Origin of the sequence: Paenibacillus mesophilus, from assembly GCF_005938385.1 — a bacterium.
GTDB classification, from domain to species: domain Bacteria; phylum Bacillota; class Bacilli; order Paenibacillales; family NBRC-103111; genus Paenibacillus_AB; species Paenibacillus_AB mesophilus.
On the sequence record NZ_VCRA01000005.1, the window covers coordinates 217,604 to 236,231 of the forward strand.

Annotated in this window: 23 protein-coding genes and 1 riboswitch; of the genes, 6 read left to right on the plus strand and 17 right to left on the minus strand. The window is 51.1% G+C overall.

The genetic code is table 11. The features are described 5' to 3' along the window. Positions 1-4 precede the first annotated feature (4 nt). Positions 5-670: a molybdate ABC transporter permease subunit gene (gene modB, locus FE783_RS10875; RefSeq protein ID WP_138879673.1), complete on the minus strand. Its 666-nt coding sequence runs from the start codon at positions 668-670 to the stop codon at positions 5-7. Then, positions 670-1,479: a molybdate ABC transporter substrate-binding protein gene (modA, locus tag FE783_RS10880; protein ID WP_138879373.1), complete on the minus strand. Its 810-nt coding sequence runs from the start codon at positions 1,477-1,479 to the stop codon at positions 670-672. The genes modB and modA overlap by 1 nt, the downstream gene beginning before the upstream one ends. A gap of 164 nt (positions 1,480-1,643) precedes the next feature. Here modA and FE783_RS10885 point away from each other — a divergent pair, with 164 nt between their 5' ends. After that, positions 1,644-2,597 (plus strand): helix-turn-helix transcriptional regulator, encoded by a 954-nt coding sequence (locus tag FE783_RS10885; RefSeq protein ID WP_138879374.1) that lies wholly within the window; start codon positions 1,644-1,646, stop codon positions 2,595-2,597. Between the two features lie 64 nt (positions 2,598-2,661). Here FE783_RS10885 and FE783_RS10890 read toward each other — a convergent pair whose 3' ends face one another. Together FE783_RS10890 and FE783_RS10895 are read right to left on the minus strand one after the other, a co-directional pair. Beyond that, the gene (locus FE783_RS10890; protein ID WP_138879375.1) at positions 2,662-3,465 is read right to left on the minus strand and encodes a nicotianamine synthase family protein; all 804 of its coding nucleotides are present in this window, start codon (positions 3,463-3,465) and stop codon (positions 2,662-2,664) included. A gap of 160 nt (positions 3,466-3,625) precedes the next feature. Further along, positions 3,626-4,930 (minus strand): extracellular solute-binding protein, encoded by a 1,305-nt coding sequence (locus tag FE783_RS10895; RefSeq protein WP_138879376.1) that lies wholly within the window; start codon positions 4,928-4,930, stop codon positions 3,626-3,628. Positions 4,931-5,235: 305 nt separating this feature from the next. Between FE783_RS10895 and FE783_RS10900 the strand changes: the two genes are divergently transcribed. Beyond that, positions 5,236-6,000: a transporter substrate-binding domain-containing protein gene (locus tag FE783_RS10900; RefSeq protein ID WP_138879377.1), complete on the plus strand. Its 765-nt coding sequence runs from the start codon at positions 5,236-5,238 to the stop codon at positions 5,998-6,000. Between the two features lie 106 nt (positions 6,001-6,106). After that, positions 6,107-6,769, plus strand: a complete 663-nt coding sequence (locus tag FE783_RS10905) for a sensor domain-containing protein (RefSeq protein WP_138879378.1) — start codon at positions 6,107-6,109, stop codon at positions 6,767-6,769. A gap of 75 nt (positions 6,770-6,844) precedes the next feature. Here FE783_RS10905 and FE783_RS10910 read toward each other — a convergent pair whose 3' ends face one another. Both FE783_RS10910 and FE783_RS10915 read right to left on the minus strand, forming a co-directional pair. Continuing rightward, complete coding sequence (locus FE783_RS10910) at positions 6,845-7,714, minus strand: VOC family protein (RefSeq protein WP_138879379.1); 870 nt, start codon at positions 7,712-7,714, stop codon at positions 6,845-6,847. Positions 7,715-7,778: 64 nt separating this feature from the next. Further along, a complete protein-coding gene (locus FE783_RS10915) occupies positions 7,779-8,081 on the minus strand; it encodes a DUF6509 family protein (protein ID WP_138879380.1) in 303 nt (100 codons plus the stop codon). A gap of 206 nt (positions 8,082-8,287) precedes the next feature. Between FE783_RS10915 and FE783_RS10920 the strand changes: the two genes are divergently transcribed. Next, on the plus strand, positions 8,288-8,644 hold the full coding sequence (locus FE783_RS10920) for a hypothetical protein (RefSeq protein WP_138879381.1): 357 nt from the start codon (positions 8,288-8,290) through the stop codon (positions 8,642-8,644). After that, positions 8,631-9,098: a type II toxin-antitoxin system VapC family toxin gene (locus tag FE783_RS10925; protein ID WP_138879382.1), complete on the plus strand. Its 468-nt coding sequence runs from the start codon at positions 8,631-8,633 to the stop codon at positions 9,096-9,098. The genes FE783_RS10920 and FE783_RS10925 overlap by 14 nt, the downstream gene beginning before the upstream one ends. An 83-nt stretch (positions 9,099-9,181) precedes the next feature. Here the strand turns inward: FE783_RS10925 and FE783_RS37470 are convergent, their stop codons facing one another. Together FE783_RS37470 and FE783_RS10930 are read right to left on the minus strand one after the other, a co-directional pair. Further along, complete coding sequence (locus FE783_RS37470) at positions 9,182-9,358, minus strand: hypothetical protein (protein ID WP_158301732.1); 177 nt, start codon at positions 9,356-9,358, stop codon at positions 9,182-9,184. A 137-nt stretch (positions 9,359-9,495) separates the two neighbouring features. After that, positions 9,496-10,002, minus strand: coding sequence for a tellurite resistance TerB family protein (locus tag FE783_RS10930; protein ID WP_138879383.1), 507 nt, complete (start codon positions 10,000-10,002; stop codon positions 9,496-9,498). A gap of 186 nt (positions 10,003-10,188) precedes the next feature. Between FE783_RS10930 and FE783_RS10935 the strand changes: the two genes are divergently transcribed. Further along, a complete protein-coding gene (locus FE783_RS10935) occupies positions 10,189-10,962 on the plus strand; it encodes a sporulation protein (RefSeq protein ID WP_138879384.1) in 774 nt (257 codons plus the stop codon). Positions 10,963-11,179: 217 nt separating this feature from the next. On the opposite strand, the gene FE783_RS10940 is transcribed toward FE783_RS10935, so the two are convergent. The 9 genes from FE783_RS10940 to FE783_RS37475 form a co-directional block, all read right to left on the minus strand. Then, complete coding sequence (locus tag FE783_RS10940; RefSeq protein WP_138879385.1) at positions 11,180-12,343, minus strand: FAD-dependent monooxygenase; 1,164 nt, start codon at positions 12,341-12,343, stop codon at positions 11,180-11,182. Further along, positions 12,336-12,947 (minus strand): TetR/AcrR family transcriptional regulator, encoded by a 612-nt coding sequence (locus FE783_RS10945; protein ID WP_138879386.1) that lies wholly within the window; start codon positions 12,945-12,947, stop codon positions 12,336-12,338. Before FE783_RS10945 ends, FE783_RS10940 begins: the two co-directional genes overlap by 8 nt. 130 nt (positions 12,948-13,077) lie before the next feature. Next, positions 13,078-13,707 carry a TVP38/TMEM64 family protein gene (locus FE783_RS10950; protein ID WP_138879387.1) on the minus strand — a complete coding sequence of 210 codons (630 nt, stop codon included), beginning with the start codon at positions 13,705-13,707 and terminating at the stop codon, positions 13,078-13,080. A gap of 97 nt (positions 13,708-13,804) precedes the next feature. Then, a complete protein-coding gene (locus FE783_RS10955) occupies positions 13,805-14,179 on the minus strand; it encodes a DoxX family protein (protein WP_138879388.1) in 375 nt (124 codons plus the stop codon). A 206-nt stretch (positions 14,180-14,385) separates the two neighbouring features. Further along, entirely contained in the window at positions 14,386-15,258 is an 873-nt protein-coding gene (locus FE783_RS10960; protein ID WP_202916170.1) for a sugar phosphate isomerase/epimerase family protein, read from the minus strand. A 30-nt stretch (positions 15,259-15,288) separates the two neighbouring features. Continuing rightward, complete coding sequence (locus FE783_RS10965) at positions 15,289-16,272, minus strand: Gfo/Idh/MocA family protein (RefSeq protein ID WP_138879390.1); 984 nt, start codon at positions 16,270-16,272, stop codon at positions 15,289-15,291. Positions 16,273-16,472: 200 nt separating this feature from the next. Further along, positions 16,473-17,111 carry a TraX family protein gene (locus FE783_RS10970; RefSeq protein WP_138879391.1) on the minus strand — a complete coding sequence of 213 codons (639 nt, stop codon included), beginning with the start codon at positions 17,109-17,111 and terminating at the stop codon, positions 16,473-16,475. A gap of 22 nt (positions 17,112-17,133) precedes the next feature. Beyond that, the gene (locus FE783_RS10975; RefSeq protein WP_138879392.1) at positions 17,134-17,691 is read right to left on the minus strand and encodes an SLOG family protein; all 558 of its coding nucleotides are present in this window, start codon (positions 17,689-17,691) and stop codon (positions 17,134-17,136) included. Between the two features lie 346 nt (positions 17,692-18,037). Further along, positions 18,038-18,205 (minus strand): hypothetical protein, encoded by a 168-nt coding sequence (locus FE783_RS37475; RefSeq protein WP_158301733.1) that lies wholly within the window; start codon positions 18,203-18,205, stop codon positions 18,038-18,040. Between the two features lie 101 nt (positions 18,206-18,306). Then, positions 18,307-18,458: riboswitch (cyclic di-AMP (ydaO/yuaA leader) on the minus strand. Between the last annotated feature and the right edge of the window lie 170 nt (positions 18,459-18,628).

The window sequence follows — 18,628 nt, forward strand, 5'->3', positions numbered from 1 at the left end:
TATACTATCTTCTATTGGAAACCGCAAACAGCATGAGAAACGAAATCATCACGATCGCGCCGGTCCACCACCAAGCAAGCGCATGGTTGCCCGATTCGACAGCTACGTAGATCGCCGTAGGGAGCGTTTGCGTTTTACCCGGAATGTTCCCTGCAATCATAAGCGTGGCGCCGAACTCTCCCAATCCGCGGGCGAAGCCCAAAATATAGGCGGCGACGGCCGAACGCCAGGCAAGCGGCAGCGTAACCATCCTGAACACTTGCCATTCCCCCGCCCCCATTGATCTTGCCGCATCCTGGAGATCGGCGCTGATCGAAGCAAAGCCGGTTTTCATCGTCTGGTACACGAGAGGGAAGCTCACTACAACCGAAGCGATTACGGCGGCTCCCCAAGTGAAAACGACCGATTGATGGAATAAGCTGTCCATCACGTACCCGATCCAGCTTTTTTTGCCAAGCATGACGAGCAGTATGAACCCTACAACCGTCGGAGGTAGGACGAGCGGCAGCAAGAGCAGCGTTTCCAGGAGTGTCTTCCCTCTGAAGCTGCGCCGCGACATCCCCCATGCCGATAGCCCGCCTAGTGCCAATACGAGAAGGCTGGACGCGAGAGAAACCTTCAAAGACAATACAATCGGCGATAAAAATACGTTCCAATCGATCGTATCCATCATTTCGGTACGGAAAAGCCGAATTTCACGAAAACGTCAAGAGCGTCCTTCGATTGAAGATACGCGTAAAAATCGGCTGCCTCTTTATCGTGCTTAGTAGCTTTTACGATGCCGGCCGGGTACTCGATCGGCGTATACGATTTCGGATCCGCGCTGAATGCCACCTTCACCTTTGACGAGCCGAGCGCGTCGGTTTTATAGACGAAGCCGGCCTCGGCATTGCCGGTCTCCACATAGGTTAGCACTTGGCGGACATCTTTGGCATACACGAGTTTGGGCGCGAGCCCGTCCCACAATTTGGAGTTGGACAGAGCTTCCTTCGCATAAGTGCCTGCCGGAACCGTCGCAGGTTCGCCAACAGCAAGATGCTTGATATCCGGCTTTGTCAAATCGTCCATGCTGCGGACAAGCGCCTTGCTGTCAGCCGGCACTACCGCAACCAATTCGTTGATCAGCAAGTTTTTGTTCCGGGACGGATCGATCAGCTGTTTGTCCACGAGAGCTTTCATGTTTTTCGTTGCAGCTGAGAGAAATAAGTCCGCCGGAGCTCCTTGTTCGATTTGCTGCTGCAGCGCGCCGGAAGCGCCGAAGTTATAGTTCAGCTTGACCGATTTGTTCTTGCTCTCGTACGCGGTCTTTATCTCATTCAATGCATCCGTCAGACTCGCTGCCGCCGATACGGTCAGCTCCACTCGATCGGTCTCAGCGCCCTTCCGCACTTGTTCTTGTTTTGCCGTACAGCCGCCGGCTATCAGCATGCCTATAGCCAGCATAATTACGAGATAACCGTATCCTTTACTTCTAATCATTAGATCCATCCCCTCAACACATCCAACTAACTAATTATAATTAAATATAACGAACTATAACTAATTATAATGAGTCCAACCTTTTCCGTAAACAAAATGGATTGAAAGAAATCATTTGCCGCCTTATGATGAGAAGTATAAAGATCGTACGCACGGAGGAATCCATGACATCCGACATTTCCTATACGACCGAAGAAATTGCGAAACTATTGAAAATATCCAAATTGACCGTTTACGATCTTATCAAAAAAGGGATTTTGCCCGCTTATCGCGTAGGCAAGCAAATGCGAATTGATGCGGTCGATCTGGAGACCTACAAAGCCCAAGCCAAAGGCGGTCGTCCGGCAGTATTCAATTCCGGTCCGATAGAACGCTCTGCGATGATTGGCAATCCGGTTTCCGGAACGGTTAATCGGTCCCTCGTCATAACCGGTCAGGACGTGTGCCTTGATCTATTGGCCAGGTACATCGAGAGCAACATTCCCGGCTTCAGAGCGCTTCGTTCTTATGTCGGAAGTATGGATAGCCTGATCTCGATGTACCGCGGCGAGGCCGATATCGTCAGCACTCACTTGCTCGACGGCGATACAGGCGAGTACAATCTCCCGTTCATCCGCAAACTTCTCGTCGGCTTATCCTACATGGTTGTAAACCTGGTATCACGCACGGCGGGACTGTATGTGCGGCAAGGAAATCCGAAACGAATAACTGGTTGGACGGACTTGAACCGCCCCGAACTGCGAATCGTCAATCGCGAACGGGGTTCCGGAGCAAGAGTACTGCTGGACGAGCAAATGCGCATGCATGGCATCCCCCGACAGCGTATTAACGGATATGAGCATGAGGAAACAAACCACCTGAGCGTGGCCGGTAAAGTCGCATCCGGAGAAGCGGATATCGGAATCGGCGTTGAAAAAACCGCCCAACTGGTAGGCGGAGTCGATTTTATCCCTCTTATTAACGAACGATATGATCTAGTCATGCTGAAGACTCCAGACAATCTCCAATGGATCGAACAAGTCCGACAGATCATACGATCGGAGCGGTTCCGCAACGATTTGTACCATATGCAGGGGTACGATACGAGCTTGACGGGGCAAGTTCTGCTCGAAACTTAGCGGGCAGCACGAAGAGGGCCGCATGGATTGCGCCCATGTTCCGTTCCCCTACAAACTACTCCAATTACAGATTGACCAAGCTTGCTTTCGCTTCCAGCACCAGCGTGTCGTACATGCCGTTTTTCCTCTTATAGGTATCTACTTCCCAAGCTTCGGACAAATCCTCCTCCAATGGATAATTAAATAAAGATTTCAAGCCGTTCCCGTACCTGACCATGATTTTCGCTTCGGCGTGCAGGAGCGGCTTCAACCTATCGATGACTTCGCTTTTGGAAGGGACAAGGGAAGCGATGACGATATGCGTAGCTTTCTGGAGAAAGGAGCGTTCCGTCCAATGCGTCGCCGTGTACCGGATATTGCTCTCCAACCCTGCATGCTGCACCATGTGTCTTCCAAGGCATACCGCTTCGGCATCGATATCCGAGCACAGCACTTCCGCCCCGGTTTCCAGCGCTATGGTCATGGCCGATATCGGGAACGAGCCTGCCCCGATGAACAATACTTTGGATTCGCGGCCGATCTGAAAGGCTTGCGTCTCCTCCTTGACTGAGGCGGCCAAATCGGCGCCATAATCGGACAGCTTTACCGGATTGCCATATGTATGGATCGATTGAAGCTTCTCCACCGTACATAGCGCTCGGGCGGTCGTTTCCCGCAGTTTGGCGCCGCACTGCTGGATTGCTTCATCGTTTCCCCATCTTCCCCATAGCCGCTCGTTGTCTTCGTTTCGTATAAAATTGCTGACTTCATTCAATTTCTCGCAAAGAAGCTCGCAGCATTCCGGATACGTCTTCGCATACTCGGTCAGTTCCTCGATTTCAAATTGTATCGTTTTCAACGATAGCAAGAAAGCGTATTTCTCCCTCAAACAATTCCCTCCCCCGGATTATGCGGCTATCACTGCTATTGTATGAGTCCGGACAAAGGAGGCATACCGGTTCCAATCGATCATTAACGGCATAAATAATCCCGATAGATTCTACGATCTACCGGGACGTCGGACTGGTATTGGATTTTCCTTTTAAACTTTATTTTTTGTCCTTCAACTGCTTATCGATTTCTTCCGCGAGATCCGCCAAGGCGGCCATCACTTCCGCTTCGGTCGTCGATGCAAACAAACGCTTATCCGCAAGCTGGACCGAGCTTAAGGCCGCATTCCGATAAGTAATAGGTTTGAAAGCGTAATTAAATTCATCGATCAGGACATTCATTCCCGGGATCAGGTGCTGCCCGGACTTTTGTATCGCCGATTTCGTCGTTAGCAGCTCCTGCTTGCCCCAATCTTTCTGAAACTGGCTGTCGCCGTTCAGGATCACATCCTTCATAAACTTCCACGCCAATTCTTTTTGCTTGGAGCTTGCGGCAATAGACAATAAACTGAAAGTGAGCGCATTGGCCCGAACTCCTTTCTCAAGCCGCGGCAAAGCCGCAAATCCAAACTTCCCTGCCGTGTTGGGGTTTTCCTCCAGAAAGGAGAACATCGTCGCAATCCCTATACCCATTCCCGCATTAAACGTATTCAATTCCGTTAGAACCGAGTTATAGCTCGACACACTTTTACTCGCTTTGCTCGTATTCATGTGATAGAGCAGCTTGGTTAATGCTTCCGCGACCGGTTTGCTGTTTAAATAACCGCTCACCCGATTGCCATCCGGAGAAACCACGCTTTGTCCGCTGCTTTGCGCCAACGATTCGAATAGCTGCACATCGATTGGAACGGCGCTTCCGAATACATCTTTGCCGGGAATCCGATTGGCCGCTTGCAGTTTGATGGACAAATTCATAAATTGTTCCCATGTCCAGTCCTTGGCGGGATATGGTATTCCGGCTTTATCGAACCATTCCTTGTTGTAAAATACAGCGAGTGGGTTCGGGGCCATTGGAATGCCCTGCAGCTTTCCTTTCACAGTCGCCATGCCGATCATCGTCTCGTACAAGTCGTCCGTCGTCATTTTATCCGCTTTAAAAAAAGGAAGCAGATCAGCGAATGGCTCCCGTTCATTTAGTGGTGCATTGAAACTGCCAAATACGAGATCGGGCGGTTTTTTGTTAGTAAGACGCTCAATGAGCGCATTTGTGTACCCTTTCGATGCAATCTGTTCTACTGTAACTTTTACCCCCGGATTTGCTTCCTCAAAAAGCTTGGCGCTCTTCTCGATCGAAGTTACACGATACTTGGAAGACACCATCGTTCCTTCCTGTAATACAATAACCAATTCTTTGGACTTAATATCGGCCGGAACAGTCGCGGCTTCTTTGCCTTTAGAGACCGAACAGCCGATTAATGGGCTGACACCGAGTAGTAAAACGCTTCCCAATACTAATTTTTTCAATAAACTTCACGCCCCTTTTGTAATTGTCGGCTTGGCTTCATATGAGAATGGTTCATGGATGCATAATAGGACAAGGAGGCTTTAAAAAAACTAAAGTGAGAATAGAGGAAATGATAAAACCGGGATGGAAGGGGTACCATATATTACTATAACTTTACCATATTAAACCTGTACTAACAATCGATTCCGGCTTTAAAAAGCATAACAAGGCGCGCTTACTCCGGTTTGCCAATATGCATAATGTGAAGCAAACTGACAAAACCTACCTTTATTCAACGTTCTTGGAAGATCAAGGAGGGTATGCGATGAACTGCATAGTGCGCAGATGGATCGGAGTTGTGCTGCTGACTGCGATAGTCGTGCTGACTGGGTGTAATCAGAACAAAGTTCTCAAGGTGGGCATGGAAAATAATTTTCGACCTTTTACTTACACGGAAGGCGGAGAAAACAAAGGGTTCGAGGTCGAGCTGTGGCAGGAGATCGCCCAAAAGGCGGGCATCCGTTACGAGCTCGTGCCGATGGAATCCAGGGAGCTGTCTCCGGCTCTGAAATCCGGAAAGGTCGACCTGGTCATAGCGGGGATGACAGTCAACAAGGCGCGCAAGGATGAATTGGCTTTCTCCGACCCGTACTTCCAAACCGGATTGGTTATGCTAACGGCCCAAGATAGAGCGGACATCAAGAGCAAGGACGATCTGAAAGGAAAGACGGTGGCCACGAAGCTCGACACAACGGCTTATACTTTTACGGGCGCCATACCGGGGTTGAAGGAAGTCAAGGGCTACCCGGATATCGGCGAAGCCTATGAAGACCTTATCGCCAATAAGGTGGACTGCGTCATTTTCGATGAACGGAACGTACATCAATATATGCAGAGCGCCGGAAACGGCAAAGTAAAAATGGTCGGGGAAGTGCTGAACAAAGAAAGCTATGCGATCGCCGGCAAGAAACGGAACCGTTACATCGGCAGCGTGAACAGCGCGATCGAGGACGTAACGAAAAACGGTACGTACGAAAAGCTGTACATGAAATGGTTCGGCAATAAGCCGGCCAAGCTGCCTGGTGAATAGCCTCCGAACCGGACCAAAGTCGGGGTACTGCCAAAGCGCAAGTCCGTATCGGCCCGGCCGCTTTTCCTTTACAATGGGGAAAAACGACCGCAAGGATGGATGAATCGTGAAAAGCTTAAACCGCTACAGAAAACAAACCTTGTATATGCTATTCCTCACGCTCCCGATCAGCATTATCGGATTCGTATTGACCGTAACTTTCACCGCGCTCGGACTGGCTCTGACTCCGTTATGGATCGGACTGCCGATCCTTCACGCAACGCTGCGGGCGGCTCACGGATTCATGAGGTTCGATCTCGATTTGCAGCGCCGCCTGCTGTCTCCAGCTGCAGCCGAAGAGCTGCCCGCTCCGGCCGTTCCGGACACGTTCCGTTACAGAGACATGTTCACACAGAGCAAGCGGTATGCCCCGCTGCTGTATTGGCTGTTGAAGCTTCCGATTGCCGTACTGCAATTTGCTGCGGCCGTGGTGTTTCCGCTGTGCGGGACGTGCATCATTTTGTCGCCGCTCGTCTATATCGTCCTGTCCCGATACGGTATCGAAATATTTAATGACGATGTAGTGCTCAACGTGCTGCTCCCGACCTTGACCGCGTACCAGCGTTCATGGATCGCTTCCGGAATCGGCCTGGCTATGGTACTGGTCGGGTTCGTCGTCCTGAACGGTACGTCCGCGTCCTCCGTCCGTTGGCTCGGCGGACTGTCCGCTGCCGCCCCTGTCGGATCGTCGAACGATTCGACGGCATGGATTCCGGCCACCGAAGGATAACGGCAACAAATACGACAACAAAGAAAGCCTCTCAGTACGAGCAGGCTTTCTTTGTTTATTTATGGGTAACAGCAATCAAGATTTCGAGGACATCAGCTTCAGCCTGATCCCGGAAGGATCGGATACGAACGAGGCGCCGCTTTTTTCCTCTATCGGTACTCCGGCCTCCGCCAGCCGATTCGTAATTTTGCCGAGCTCGGCGTCGTCCGGAAGATCGATAGTGAAATAGTCGAGACCGGTACCGTTAGCCGGCACAGCCGGAGCCCCCTCTCCCGCCCATATGTTCAAGCCGATATGATGGTGGTATCCGCCCGCCGAGATGAATATGGCTCCGAAGCCCTTCGTCGCATCGAGCATCAGATCGAAGCCGAGCAAATCGCAATAAAACCGTCTGGATTCCGTCATACTGGAAGCATGGAAATGAACGTGACCTATCGTCGTCCCCGAAGGAAGTCCCGTCCAATCGCTTCCTTCGGCCTCCCGCAGCAGACCGTCCCAGTCGATCGGGTCTCCTCCCATTTTGACTTGGTCTGCCTCATCGTATTGCCACTGCTCTCTCGGACGGTCGCGATATATTTCGATCCCGTTCAGATCCGGATCGGTTATATACAAAGCTTCGCTCACGCCATGATCCGATTGGCCGATGCGGATGTTGGACTCGATCATTCTGCGCAGCTGAAGCCCCAAGTCTTTGCGGGTCGGCAGTAGGATGGCGAAATGATACAGCCCCGCCGAGCTCCTGCGCGGGGTGACGACAGCGTCGGGAATTTCCAGCAATTCCACTAGCGCGTTCTCGCCATCTACCGTCAGTTCCGCGGCATGTCCCTCTTGCTTCAAAATCCGGAAGCCAACTACGTTCAGATAAAAATCAAGCGAACGACGCAGATCGCTGACTTTCAACTTCACTTTACCGAGCGTCATATCCGCATGCATCCGATAAGACATCGATTCGTCCCCCGCCTCTTCATAATAGTAGCGTGACTGTTAACCCTGCGCGCCCGCCGCGAACTCAATTCTGCTCTTCCGACTCCAAATAATGCTCCTTGCAAAACGACTCCACCAGAGCTACTTCCTCGCTCTCCAGCTCGAAGTCCAAATACTTGTTCGTGCTTCGCTCGATAAACTCGTACTTGACGATGCCGGTCCGGCCATCCTCCTCTTTATAGATGACCCGCAAATACAGGCCTCCCTCGGAAAATAACTCATCCTCCTCGGACACTTCGATCTCGAGCATAAATTCATACCGTTTCCCGGGGATAATCCCGAATTTGTCGGGAATGGACTCTACTGTATAAGCCGTAATTTCAATCATCGAACCATCCTTTATAGTAGCTTTCCCTCTTATTATACATGATGTCTTGAACGCTCCAAAGTCAGCCGTAGTTCATAACGAGCTGCCTCGAGTTCTTTCGACAAAAATTGGCGCCACCGCGCCCTTAAAACGACGTTTTTCCCCGAAAGTTATAGAGATAATGCCTAAAATCGGTTCAAACTCTTGCAAAGCGGAAGGTGATCCCCTTGAGCAGCTCCAAACAATTTATGCATAACCAATTCAAAAAGTGGAAAGAAGCCGCGACCCAGTTTATCGGACACGACAGCGACGGCGATCTCGATCAAACGGCGGATTCGCCGATCGTCGAGCTTGAGCCCGATTATTACGAGCGATGCCGGCAGCTGGCCGAAGCCAGGAATACGACAGTTGCTGCCGTCGTCCACTATATGCTGAAGCAGCAGCTGGCGCTGAGAGGTCCGGAACGGATGTATAAATCCAATATCGAGCAAATCGAGCGCAACCCGCTGCTTGCATTGGATGCGTTGACCGGCCGGAGACGGCAATCCCATGAAGCGGAGGTTATCCAAGATGAATACGCCTGAGCATATCTATTCGGCACAATCGGTGTTTCTCGAGCAGTCCGCATGGATGGCGTTCATGAACCCGGAAGATCCGTACTATTTGCAGGCGCGCTCGATGTTCTATGAGCTGGATGACTTGGACCGGCCGCTCTCGACGACCAACTATGTCCTGTTCGAGACGCATCAATGGCTGCGCAATCATTTCGATTATGCCGACGCGGAAATGTTCCTCAATACGGTGGACAAAGCCGTGCAGCAGAACGTCCTGACCGTTATTCCCGGCGGTCCCGATCTGGAAAGGGAAGCAAGGCGGCTGCTGATCGAATATCCGGATTGCCGGTTTTCCTTGAACGAAGCATTGAACGCCGTCGTCCTGCTTCATCACCGCATGAAGCGCATCTTCACCTTCAATCCGAACTATGCCTTCCTGTCCCGGATCGACCGGGAGATCAAAGTGCTTCCAAGCATTTGGTAGGAACAGACACAAAAAATGCGCTGGCAGGAGATCGGCTTTCTTCTCTTGCGGCGCACTTCCGAAGGACGGGCCATGTATAGCTATTATACGCCTGTCCGTCTTTTTTGATTGTTTTGCACTTTATGAATTTGGCTTTTCATTTGCTGGTTCTGGCTTGGCGCATGCTTTTGCTGCTTATTGGCAGCCGATTGCGCTTCTTTCTTCTGGGCGAGTTTTTGCTTGATCGCTTCCGCTAAAGATTTTTTATTATCGGACATCATCCATACACCTCCGTTCGTGAAACTATCAGTTCCAACTATAACGCAAGCGGCGAAATGTTGTAAAGCGGCAGAAAAAAAGGCCGGCCCGCAGCGCACTATTCACGCGTACAGGCAGCCCTTGAGCCATTGCTTATGTTTTAAACGTGGAGCGATACTTCGTACCCCGGTTGGTTTTTCGGATGATTTTGGTTCAAAAACACGGAACGGTCGTTTTTCAGCACGATCACTTCAAAGAATGGAGTGAACCGCTCTTCCGAAATGCCGAATCCGTCCAAAAACTTGGCGAACAGCTGCTGCTCTTCTTGCTCGGGCTGACCGTCGGCGAGCGAGGAATCGACCAGGTTGACCAGGATGCACATTTTCTGGGCGTCGGTCAGAATCGGAGCGGCTTCTTTCAAAAACTTCTCGATCGGATTGTTCCGTATGTACTTCACGGCACGGTCCAGCAGCTGGCGATTGTTCGCGCCTACGCCGATAACGCCGTTTTGTTCCTCTCCGCCAAGTACGGCGAGCAGTTGTCCTACTTCCTCGTGGTCCATTTCTCCATCCGATTGCATCATGTACAGCAGCGAAGTCGCGAACGCGAAGTGCGGTGTCATGCCTTCCGTGCTCTTGTCACCCTTGAATATATCAAACAATCCCATACCGTAAAACCTCCCGACAAAATGTATGATTGCGCCTCTCCTATCCGGGATTACGCACATCCATATGTACGGACAAGAACGGACATGGTTCCATCAATTTCCGATATTTTTTGCATTTTCCTAATCATGTGTTGAAACGCCAGCTCATCTTCGTTACGATTACAATATCGAGAGAGGAGCGGGACGATGTCGATCTATATACGGATGATGGAAAGAACCGGCGCCGCCGGCATACATATCAACACCATGCTGGACGCGACTGCCGTTCGGGTCGGAGACGAGCTAACGGGCGCCGTCGTACTGAGAAGCGATCACGGCTCCAAGCAAATCAACAGTATTCAGCTTCATCTCATTGCCGACTTTATGTGCGAACAGCATAAACAAATCGTCCGAGAGAGCGGCATCATTTACCGCTATAGGCTGGATACGAACTTGACGTTACTGCCCGGGAAAGAACGGACGGTACCGTTCCGTTTCCGGATCCCCTACTCTGCCCCGATTTCTGCTGGCTCGTCGAAAGTTTGGTTGGAAAGCGAGGCGGACGTGGAGATGGCGCCGAACCGGAAAGACCGGGACTATGTGCAAATATTGCCGCATCCGATTGTCGGCGCTTTTTTCGATGCGGTCAGCCTGCTCGGTTTCCGTCTCAAGGAAGTGTCGTTGCTCCGTGTACCGCATATACGGCCGGAGTTTCCGTTCGTGCAGGAATTCGAGTTCAAGCCGAGGCTCCGCTCCCTGCTGGACGAGATCGAAGTGTATTACTTAGCGGAAAGCCGGGAGAAGGTCGACTTCTATATCGAGATCGACCGTAGGGCGAGCGGGCTGATCGGTCTGTTCGAAGAAGCGTTCGATTTGGACGAACGGTGCATCAAGGTCACGTTAACGAGTGCAGATACGGGCGATCCCGAGCGATTGGCCGCTCGGTTGGCGGATTCGATTCAACCTCATATGAAAGGTTGAATTTTAACATTTGATCCACATCGGCTTAACACCGGCTTAACGAATGCGCCTTATACTGATAACAGTTCAGTACAAGGAGGTGCGCAAGCCGATGTATTATGAAGAGGACCGAATTCCGTTTGATGAACCCGATCATCCGGTTGAAGAGAAAGCCAAAGATAAGCGGGAAGACGAAGAGAAGCCATTGTCGAAATGACAGTGCTTTTTTCATTTATCGCTAAATATCGAACCGAACATCGAGCAGGAACCGCAATTGCCTTTCGTTCACCTTGGCCGGAATCGCTCGGAACAGCCCGTTTCTTAAACTGCATAGAAGCTTCGACTCGAGCTGGGCGACTTTCCCGAGTGTCCATGACGTATTCACAATTTTGCGCGTACGGGGCAGCCTCAGCTGCTCGAACCGGGCAAAAGCTTCCTCCACGGACGAATAGCGCTCCAGACACTCCGCAACAAACACGGCATCCTCCATCGCCTGCCCGGCCCCCTGACCCAGGTTCGGCGTCGTCGCGTGGGCGGCGTCCCCGATTAATACAACGGAACCGAAAGCAAATCGCCGAATCGGCTTAAGGTCATAAATATCGTTATGGAGCAGAGCGCCGTCATCCGTCTTCTCAAGAAGCTCCCTAATCGTCGCATGATACCCCGAGAAATGTTCGATTAGCTCTTGCGTGCGAAAGCCGGCAAGCTTCGGATCGCGTGGCGAAGCGGCATTCACACATGCAAACCAATAAATGCGGTCATCTTTCAAGGGCACTATGCCGAAACGCCCTTTGCTTCCCCACGTTTCCGTAAATGCGCCGGCTTCATAGCCCGCCGGAACCCCCGTTACGACAGACCGCCAGCACGTATACCCGGCGTATCTCGGCGCGGCTGCGGGAATCAACTGCTGCCGGATGGAGGAGCGTATGCCGTCAGCGGCAATCAACCCATCGCCGGAGGCCGTCGTTCCGTCCTGGAAGCTGACACGAACTCCCCCGTCAGGCTGCCGACTAATGCCCACACATTTCTTATTCGTCTGAATGCAGCTGTCCGGCAACGATTTCGCAAGAACATGGAGTAGATCGGCCCGATGAATCGTAATATTATCGGTACCGAACAAGCTGCTGACTTTGACCGAGTCCGTCTTGGCTATCAGTTCTCCTTTTTCGTTCACAATACGCGCCGCCTTAAGCACCTTGCCCCTCTCCATCAGCTTGTCGCCCATGCCGAGCCGCTGCATCGCTTTCAGCGCATTCGCCCCGACTCCGAGACCCGCCCCGGCTTCCTTCAGTTGAACGGCGCTCTCGTACACTTCCGCTTCAAATCCTTTGTTTCGAAGCGCAATTGCCGTACATAAGCCGGCGATGCCGCCTCCGATGACGATGAACTTCCGTTTAGCCATCCCGGTTCCCCTCCGTCTCCCATCGTCCGCTGCCGATCCCTTGCCAGAACATCGTCCATATCCGATCCAGCTTGTTCGTAAAATCATGCGGTCCGGTCATCATTAAGCCCATCATGTATCCGTTCACCAACGAATAAAAAAAGGTGACCAGCTCATTCGGATCATTCTCCCGGATCGTACTTCGGCTTATGCCATCCCGGAACAATGCTGCAAGCCTGGGAGCTATCAGCTGCTCCACCTCGCCGACAAGCTGCACGATTTTGTCGGTAAGCGAGGCGGGTGGAAACAGCATTACTCTTTTCCAAAAATCGGTTCGAACGGAGTCGAAAGTAAAATACTCGATGTAAGCCCGATACATGCCGAACAGCTGCCGTTCCGGAGACAAGTGCTCCATCTGCGTCAATTTGGATAAGAGAAATCTCTTATAATCTTCGCTAATATCGCCCAGTACGGAGAGGAACAACTGTTCCTTGCCCGCGAAATGGTTATACAGAGACGGCTTCTTAATCCCGACCTCTGAGGCAATGTCCGCCAACGATGCTCCTTCATAGCCGCTGCGTGCAAAATGCTTCATCGCTGCTTGCTTGATCTTGTCATAAGACAATGCATGACACCCCCTGACTAACTACCGGTCGTTAGTTTGACTGTACGGTACTCTTTTACTTAAGTCAAGAAGGAGATTCGTTGAACAAAAAAGAGCCTCCTGCATTGAAATTCGCAGAAAAGCTCTGTAGTTACATTCCATTGGTCAGTTCCTCGTCCGGCTTGGAGGAATCCTTGGCAAACCGCGCTTCGATCTTTCGGCTGAAGATCAGGGATACTGCGATAAACAGGACGACATAGAGAATATTCAGCGGATTCTCGATATATCGGGAAACATCGTGGCCGATGTAGGACACGACGAATATCATGATCGCCTTACCGGCGCCAACGGCAAGAGCGAAAGAACGCAGCCGCATACCCGCAAGACCTGCCGCAATGTTGATTACGACAAACGGCCCCACCGGAAACAAGCTCAACAGGAACACGTAGCTGAACGCGTTCCGGCGTACCCACTGCATCCCTTTGCGTACCTTCGGTTTGCGAGCCCATCGTTCCAAATACGGATGCCCCGCTATTTTGCGGACCAGCATAAACGTCAAGACGCAGCCGCTCACCATACCGATCCAGGAGTACAGAAAGCCCAACCATAGACCGTATACGGCCGCATTCACCCCGACGATGAGGAGGGTCGGCAGCGGCGGAACGAACGATTTGAGGAAAGTAAGCAGAATGCCGGGCAGCGGTCCGTATGATCGGAATCGTTCCAGCCACTCCAGCAGTTGTTGTTCCGTTATTGACGAGATCATATCCGCGATCCCCATGTGCAGCTCTCACCCGATTCCGTCCATGGCGTAGTAACTCATTCTCTCCATAGTACCGGATGAGCCTAATCGTGACAAGAGCATACGTCAATAGCCGTTAAGCGAAACCGGGAAAGTTCGCAAACTGTTCATATCGGATAAAGAACAGCACGGCCGAAATGATAAACAGCAGAAGGATCATAAAGGTTTGCTTGAACGTGTCTTTGACGCGAACATGCACGAGAATGCCGACAAACGATGTAATCCCGAGCCATAACGCACCTGCCGCCGCCCAGCTTGGTTCCCATATGCCGATAATCATGGCCGCGGCTCCGATCAGCTCGACCAGTCCCGTTACAGACCGGAACCATTGCGGCAGCCCCCATTGCTTAAACATTTCGACGTGCATTTTGGACCCAGCCAGCTTGCCGCTCCCCGCCATTAGAAACATCAAGGCGAGCAAAATTTGCAAAAAAATCGATAATGCTTGCATCACACGCATCTCCTTAGTTCTCGAATTTACTGAGCTCATTACAAGCACAGTATTTACCGAAATATAACTGCAGCTCTTAACTGCAATGACTACAGGCACATTATAAAATCGTGAACAAGATAATGCAAGCTAATTTTTTGCAGCTCCGACATGGCAAAGGATCGCCCTACTGACGAGAGCGATCCTCTTTCAATTTGCTATGAATGTTACCGGTAGCCTTTAATAAACTCCACCGCTTCGCGTATGTTCGCTTCCGGTTGGTCGCCCGCTTCCCGTTCGATCGTCAAATATCCGGTATATTGGATATCCATCAGTGCTTGGAAATAGCTGTCGAAATCGACGTGACCTTCGCCGAGAGGCGTTTCCAAGTAAACTTTCCTCGATCGGACCAAATCCCGAGCCTTTCCGTTGTCTCCGGACACGAAATCGAACGAACCGTATACTTCCCGCGGATCGACCGCGAAGAACCGCATCCCGTCCTTCGCATGGGTATGCACGATATAATCTTTCAACGTATACACGCCCCGGACCGGATCATCGCCGGTGACCATGACCATATTGGCCGGATCGTAGTTGACGGCGACACCTTTGCCACCGAGCGTATCGAGGAAGCTCTTTAAGTGATACGCCGTCGTCGGTCCCGTCTCGATCGCATAATTGGCATCCATGCTCTCCGCAAATCGGCACAGCTCCAAGCATGCGCCTTGCATGGCCGCGTAGCTCTCGCTCTCGGGATCGTACGGAATGACGCCGATATGCATCGTGACAATATCGGTTCCGAGCTCTTTGGCCAGCTCCATAATCCGCTTGGCTTTGTCGACTCTTTCCGAAGCCGCCGATGTGTCTTCCAATCCGAATCGTCCCAAATCGCCGCACAATGCGGATATTTCCAGTCCCAGCGACGCGATGTAATCTTTCAGCTCGCTGCGTGCCTGTGTAGAGAGGGCACTCGGATCCATTTCGTTGCGGGCGTAGATTTGTACTCCTTCCGCCCCTACTTCCTTCGCTTTCGCAAGCCCCTGACGAACGCCGACACGAAAGCTGTCGACGATAACTCCGATTTTATTAGTCATTTTCATGGATATGAGTTACTCCTTCTCGCACTCGATCTATGCGTTTACATACGTTAAGGGCGAATATCCCGCCGCGTCATAGATTTGCTCGGTGAGCTGCAGCACTTTCAGCGCATATTGTCCGGGCACCGGATTTTCTCCCTCGCCCCGAATGGCGGCCACGAAGCTCCGGTCCGGATCGGTCACCGCCTTAGGCAGTTCCGGTTCTACGGGAGCCTCGCCGTTCAAGCGCAAGACGATTTTGCCGTTATCGTAAAAAATACCGCCCTTCTCCCCGAGGAAAGCATATGTTTCGAACAACAGCTTCGACGGCGCTTTCCCTGCAATGTTCAAGCTGCCGACCGCTCCTCCGGCGAAACGGATCGTCGTAAATGTATCGATCTCTACAGGCGAATCGTGGCATTGCAATTGAGTTGTCACCGCTTCCGGCGTCAAGCCCGTCGTCCACAGCAGTACATCGATAATGTGACTGCCGGAATCCATCAGCATACCGCCGCCGGATAGTTGCGGATTTTGTCGCCAAGTTCCTTGCTGCGCATCTTTCCAGTCTTGATATAACGTAGCGGTGACGGAGGTAAGCTTGCCGATCGTACCTGCGGCAATAGCATCATGAATGTACATGAAGTGCGGGAGGAAATGCCGTTGAAACGATACTTGCAGCACTTTTCCCGCCCGGTCCGCCTGTGCGATCAGCAGCTCCGCCTCTTCCGACGTGCATGTAAGCGGTTTCTCTACCAGTACATGCTTCCCGGCCGACAACGCCTCCGAGACATGGCGATAATGGAGCGTATGCGGCGAGCAGATGATAACCGCATCCAGTTCGCTAAGTTTCAGCATCTCCGCATGATCTGCGAATTCGGCGGCTTGGTCCAAACCGAACTTAAGCCGCAGTGCTTGCCGGCTCGCTTCGCTCGGATCGGAAAGTGCGACGATCCGTACATTTGCGGCGTTTCTCAGTCTGTTGATATGGGTATGGGCGATATTGCCCGTACCGATCATCCCGATATGAATTGTACTCATAACCTGCACCCCTTGGAACTTGTGGATTTGCTTTGCTCACCCCAAGTATAAGGACCCGGAGTTTAGAAGTATTGAACAATAATCGGGGAAAAATTGTGCAGAAGTCGCTTAGGGCGCGATAGAACGATACCCCTCGGCTCATCGCCGGAAACGGCAATAAGCCCCGAGAGACATCCGTTCGTTCCCTCGGGGCTTATTGACTATGATTTATTAAGGACAAACAGCAGCTGTGCCGCAGCCAGCACGACCAGATGGGCGGGATAGAAGCTTCGCCACACCCATCGCCTGATTTCGACCTTGTCCAGCCATCCGTATATCGAAGGGCGGTACACCAGGAATATCGTCGAGATGATGCTGTACATTTGCAGTACTCCGCCGGTTGCCAATATGAAAGCCAGATTAAGCAGCAAATGTGCGGCAACAAGATGCCGCGTATCCAGCCATTTATAAGCGAGTACGAGCAGCAGCGCATATGCGCCGTAATCAAACGGAATGACCTCCAGAACGACGGAGCCCGCCGTCACGAGCCCGATTGCGGCCGCTTTGCCGCGAAACCGCTCCATTCCGATTAATACGAGCATACAAATTACGAACGTGCCGATGATATTGATATTGACCATTTTCAAGGCGATGACGTAGGGAACTTCGGAGATGAGTGCGAGCAGCACCAAGCGTCGCAAATAATTCGTTTTGCTGCGCGTATAACGGAAGCCCTGCACAAGACAATAGGCATAGATCGGCATCGCGATTCTTCCTACGATCCGCCAGCCTTCCTGATCGGGAAAGAAGACGATTCCGATATGGTCGACGAGCATGGTCAGCATGGCGACGATGTACATGGCTTCTCCTTCCTTCGCCCGGTTATTCGAATGAATTGTATATTTCTTCGTTTGCTATACTTTGAATATCCTCCGAGCTGATGCTCATATACCGGTATCCGTCCTTGAGCTGCTTCTTCAACGCCTTTTCCTTATAAAATCTCGGACTTCCTTCAGCCGCATCTTCATCATACAACAGCAGAATGCCGTCCGTTTTTCTTAACAACAGATCGTCCCTGGCCGTAAGCTGCCATACGCCGCTATATTCCTGGTTGCTTACCGCACCGTAATAATCGACACCGCGCAAGATGTCGTGATAAAAGTTTTTCTTCTCGTCCTTCCACTTTTCCTCCGGATTTTTATATGCTGTAATAATCGACAGCTTCAAGTGTGGGTACTGCTTCTTCAAACCGATGACGACGTCGCACGCCCATAAATCCACACCGTATTGCCCGGGAGTGAGAACCCACTCCAAGCCTTCTTCGATCAATGGAACCAGCCTGCCGGCAATCGCCTTCTTGATATAGCCGATCCCTTTATGCTTTTCATCGAAAATTTGCAGCTCATGGGCGCGATAGCCTGTGACAAGAAGATTTTTCATCTTCCGACAACTCCCTGCTTCTGCTTTCTTGTCTCAATGATTTATTATACCATACGGATACGCGGACTCCTCCTGTTGTATAAAAAGAAACACCTTTCCGGCAATAGTAACAAATCTAAAAGCATGCAACAATCTTGCACTTCCGTTGTCCCATAAGGAATTCGGGCCTTTAAGCACAAAAAAATAACCCCACAAAGTGGAGCCTTTCTTCGAAGCTTATTCCAATTCCTTTGCGGGGACCCCGGAACTAATAAACTCTATATACAAAAAATCCGCCGGGTCGGCGGATTTCGGTGTGATAGTAGCTGGCCCCACGTAAGTAGGGAGCCGCAGCCTCCAGCATAAATCAATCGGATACGACGAAGTAATCTTTACCGTACAGCGTGGATACTTCTTGAGGCTTGCTTGTTCCTCCGCTGCGGTGTACCAATGATTGCATAAACTCGTACGCTTTCTTCTTATCGTTCTCATTCAACTTGTCGAAAAGCCTGAACAATTTTTCCTTCGGTGCCATAAACAAATCCTCCTCTCAGATTAAAACATGCAGAGACGGAAAAGTTTATTTACTTAAAATGCAAAATAACACAAGGCTAGACCTTGTGTAAGTAAACAAAGCTATCCTCCCCACATCCGCTTACGAGGTTAGCTGACGGATTCGGACGGTGAGAAATCGCCCTACGATACACAACTGTATGTGCATCGATTCACCCCATAGTACTTGGTTCCCCCGCTTTTCTCATAATGAGAAAACTCAGCGATAAAAGAATATTAGGTTGGACTTAATTATACCTCCAAATGAACATTATGTAAAGTACCGATCGTACAAATAACGACATTTCTACGGCAGTAACTTATCGGACAATATAACTATTAGTCGATTCTTCCATTGATTTCCGGCATGGGTATGTTACCATTAATTACTACCCGTTAAGGAGTT

Bases quoted from the DNA above. Each gene is read 5' to 3' on its own strand.
- FE783_RS10975 (WP_138879392.1), bottom strand. From the start codon at position 17,691: ATGAAAAATCTTCTTGTCACAGGCTATCGCGCCCATGAGCTGCAAATT.
- FE783_RS10925 (WP_138879382.1), top strand. From the start codon at position 8,631: ATGAATACGCCTGAGCATATCTATTCGGCACAATCGGTGTTTCTCGAG.
- FE783_RS37470 (WP_158301732.1), bottom strand. From the start codon at position 9,358: ATGATGTCCGATAATAAAAAATCTTTAGCGGAAGCGATCAAGCAAAAA.
- FE783_RS10955 (WP_138879388.1), bottom strand. From the start codon at position 14,179: ATGCAAGCATTATCGATTTTTTTGCAAATTTTGCTCGCCTTGATGTTT.
- FE783_RS10965 (WP_138879390.1), bottom strand. From the start codon at position 16,272: ATGAGTACAATTCATATCGGGATGATCGGTACGGGCAATATCGCCCAT.
- FE783_RS10900 (WP_138879377.1), top strand. From the start codon at position 5,236: ATGAACTGCATAGTGCGCAGATGGATCGGAGTTGTGCTGCTGACTGCG.
- FE783_RS37475 (WP_158301733.1), bottom strand. From the start codon at position 18,205: ATGGCACCGAAGGAAAAATTGTTCAGGCTTTTCGACAAGTTGAATGAG.
- modA (WP_138879373.1), bottom strand. From the start codon at position 1,479: ATGATTAGAAGTAAAGGATACGGTTATCTCGTAATTATGCTGGCTATA.
- FE783_RS10930 (WP_138879383.1), bottom strand. From the start codon at position 10,002: ATGGGATTGTTTGATATATTCAAGGGTGACAAGAGCACGGAAGGCATG.
- FE783_RS10915 (WP_138879380.1), bottom strand. From the start codon at position 8,081: ATGATTGAAATTACGGCTTATACAGTAGAGTCCATTCCCGACAAATTC.
- FE783_RS10935 (WP_138879384.1), top strand. From the start codon at position 10,189: ATGTCGATCTATATACGGATGATGGAAAGAACCGGCGCCGCCGGCATA.
- FE783_RS10885 (WP_138879374.1), top strand. From the start codon at position 1,644: ATGACATCCGACATTTCCTATACGACCGAAGAAATTGCGAAACTATTG.
- FE783_RS10950 (WP_138879387.1), bottom strand. From the start codon at position 13,707: ATGGGGATCGCGGATATGATCTCGTCAATAACGGAACAACAACTGCTG.
- FE783_RS10940 (WP_138879385.1), bottom strand. From the start codon at position 12,343: ATGGCTAAACGGAAGTTCATCGTCATCGGAGGCGGCATCGCCGGCTTA.
- modB (WP_138879673.1), bottom strand. From the start codon at position 670: ATGGATACGATCGATTGGAACGTATTTTTATCGCCGATTGTATTGTCT.
- FE783_RS10970 (WP_138879391.1), bottom strand. From the start codon at position 17,111: ATGTACATCGTCGCCATGCTGACCATGCTCGTCGACCATATCGGAATC.
- FE783_RS10910 (WP_138879379.1), bottom strand. From the start codon at position 7,714: ATGTCTTATCGGATGCATGCGGATATGACGCTCGGTAAAGTGAAGTTG.
- FE783_RS10960 (WP_202916170.1), bottom strand. From the start codon at position 15,258: ATGAAAATGACTAATAAAATCGGAGTTATCGTCGACAGCTTTCGTGTC.